3 protein-coding genes and 1 pseudogene are annotated in these 2,746 nt (G+C 69.0%); 2 read left to right on the forward strand and 2 right to left on the reverse strand.

Annotated features, from left to right (window positions below):
* Together E5198_RS20820 and gatC are read right to left on the reverse strand one after the other, a co-directional pair.
* Positions 1-196, reverse strand: a pseudogene (locus tag E5198_RS20820) (amidase family protein); the annotation flags it as partial.
* Positions 196-483, reverse strand: a complete 288-nt coding sequence (gene gatC, locus E5198_RS20825; RefSeq protein ID WP_136491812.1) for an Asp-tRNA(Asn)/Glu-tRNA(Gln) amidotransferase subunit GatC — start codon at positions 481-483, stop codon at positions 196-198. The pseudogene E5198_RS20820 and the gene gatC, both read right to left, overlap by 1 nt.
* 209 nt (positions 484-692) lie before the next feature.
* Here gatC and mreB point away from each other — a divergent pair, with 209 nt between their 5' ends.
* Both mreB and mreC read left to right on the forward strand, forming a co-directional pair.
* Entirely contained in the window at positions 693-1,730 is a 1,038-nt protein-coding gene (mreB, locus tag E5198_RS20830) for a rod shape-determining protein MreB (RefSeq protein WP_136491813.1), read from the forward strand.
* A 132-nt stretch (positions 1,731-1,862) separates the two neighbouring features.
* Positions 1,863-2,746, forward strand: an 884-nt coding sequence (gene mreC, locus E5198_RS20835) for a rod shape-determining protein MreC (protein WP_256659228.1), incomplete at its 3' end; no start/stop codon positions are given.

Genomic DNA, 2,746 nt, shown 5'->3' on the forward strand with positions numbered 1-2,746 from the left:
CGGTCTCGCCGGCCGCGCGCCGCGCGTCGGCGGCCGCCGCCTGGGCGCGCGCCTGGTCGGCGGTGACGCTGATGAAGCTGTTGAGCTGCGGGTCGAGCTGCTGGATGCGCGCGAGCAGGGCGTCGCTCAGCTCGACGGAGGAGAAGTCCTTGGCGGCCAGGCCGCGGGCGATTTGCGCCAGAGTCAGTCGATGCATCACTCGATCACCTTGGGAACCAGATACAGGCCGTTTTCCACCGCCGGGGCGATGGCCTGGTAGTCTTCGCGGTGGTTTTCCTCGCTCACCACGTCGGCGCGCAGACGCTGGGTGGCTTCCAGCGGGTGGGCCAGCGGTTCGATGCCGTCGGTGTTCACCGCCTGCATCTGGTCGATCAGGCCGAGGATGTTGTTGAGGGTCTCGGTGGTGCGCGGAATCTCCGCCTCGTCCAGCCCCAGGCGGGCCAGGTGGGCGATCTTTTCCACGTCGGAGCGTTCGAGCGCCATCGGGTGTCTCCAGCGGAAAAGCGACGAATGACCGGCAGGCGATGGCATGGAACGAAGGCCGCCAAACGGCGGTCAAAGGCCGCGATTGAGGGCCATGCAGGCCCGGAAAAGCGAGCAATCTAACATATGTGCGCCTTGCCCAAAATCCCTGCCGTTGTTAGAGTTCGCCGCACTTTTAGCCACGCGTTCCCCCCAGGGTTTTCTGTCCCATGTTGAAAAAACTGCGCGGCATGTTTTCCAGCGATCTGTCGATCGACCTGGGTACTGCCAACACCCTTATTTATGTGCGTGAGCGCGGGATTGTGCTCAACGAACCCTCCGTGGTCGCCATCCGCAACCAGGGCAATCAGAAGAGCGTGGTGGCTGTCGGGACCGACGCCAAGCGCATGCTGGGGCGTACCCCGGGCAACATCTCCGCCATCCGGCCGATGAAGGACGGCGTGATCGCCGACTTCAGCGTCTGCGAGAAGATGCTGCAGTACTTCATCAACAAGGTGCACGAGAACAGCTTCCTGCAGCCGTCGCCGCGCGTGCTGATCTGCGTGCCGTGCAAGTCGACCCAGGTCGAGCGCCGCGCGATCCGCGAGTCGGCCCTCGGCGCCGGCGCCCGCGAGGTGTTCCTGATCGAGGAGCCGATGGCCGCGGCCATCGGCGCCGGCCTGCCGGTGGACGAGGCGCGCGGCTCGATGGTGGTCGACATCGGCGGCGGCACCACCGAGATCGCCCTGATCTCGCTGAACGGCGTGGTCTACGCCGAATCCGTGCGCGTCGGCGGCGACCGCTTCGACGAGGCCATCGTCACCTACGTGCGCCGCAACTACGGCAGCCTGATCGGCGAGGCGACCGCCGAGCGCATCAAGCAGGAAATCGGCACCGCCTTCCCGGGCAGCGAACTGCGCGAGATCGACGTGCGTGGCCGCAACCTGGCCGAGGGCGTGCCGCGCAGCTTCACCCTCAACTCCGCCGAGGTGCACGAGGCGCTGCAGGAATCGCTGGCGGCCATCGTCCAGGCGGTGAAGAGCGCCCTCGAGCAGTCGCCGCCGGAGCTGGCCTCGGACATCGCCGAGCGCGGCCTGGTGCTGACCGGCGGCGGCGCGCTGCTGCGCGACCTGGACAAGCTGCTGGCCCAGGAAACCGGCCTGCCGGTGATCGTCGCCGAGGATCCGCTGACCTGCGTCGCCCGCGGCGGCGGTCGCGCCCTGGAGATGATCGACCGCCACGCCATGGACCTGCTGTCGACCGAGTAACCGGCCAGCGCCAGGCGGCCGGCGCGGCGTTGCTGCGCGCCCGTCGCCTGGCGCGTCCTGTCTGACGTTGCGAGGGGGCTCGCCATCAAACCGCTTTTTGCCAAGGGGCCCTCGCTGGGCGTGCGCCTGCTGGTGCTCACCGTGCTGTCGGTGGCGCTGATGGTGGTGGACGCCCGTTTCGACGCGCTCAAGCCGCTGCGCAGCCAGCTGGGCCAGGTGCTCACGCCGCTGTACTGGCTGGCCGAGCGTCCGGTGCGCCTGTGGGAAAGCGTCGGCCAGCGGTTCAGCAGCCGCGACGAGCTGATCGCCGAGAACGAGAAGCTCAAGGCCGAGGCCCTGCTGCTGCAACGCCGCCTGCAGAAGCTGGCCACCCTCACCGAGCAGAACGTGCGCCTGCGCGAGCTGCTCAACTCGGCCGCGCTGGTCGACGAGCAGGTGCTGGTCGGCGAGCTGATCGGCATCGACCCCAATCCCTTCACCCACCGCATCCTCATCGACAAGGGCGAGAAGGACGGCGTCACCCTCGGCCAGCCGGTGCTCGACGCCCTCGGCCTGATGGGCCAGGTGGTCGAGGTGATGCCCTATACCGCCCGCGTGCTGCTGCTCACCGACACCACCCACAGCATTCCGGTGCAGGTCAACCGCAACGGCCTGCGCGCCATCGCCGTCGGCACCGGCAATCCCGAACAGCTCGAGCTGCGCCACGTCGCCGACACCGCCGACATCAAGGAAGGCGACCTGCTGGTCAGCTCCGGCCTCGGCCAGCGCTTCCCGGCCGGCTACCCGGTGGCCACGGTCAAGGAAGTGATCCACGACTCCGGCCAGCCGTTCGCCGTGGTCCGCGCGGTGCCGACCGCGCGCCTCAACCGCAGCCGCTACCTGCTGCTGGTGTTCAGCGACCAGCGCACCCCCGAGCAGCGTGCGGTGGACGCCGCGCTGGCCCAGGAGGCGGCTGATCGCGAGGCGGCCCAGTCGGGCGCCGCCCCGCAGCCGCCCGCGAGCGAGCCCGCCGCGCC

Source organism: Pseudomonas sp. A-1 (genome assembly GCF_004801855.1).
In the GTDB taxonomy this organism is placed as follows: Bacteria; Pseudomonadota; Gammaproteobacteria; order Pseudomonadales; family Pseudomonadaceae; genus Geopseudomonas.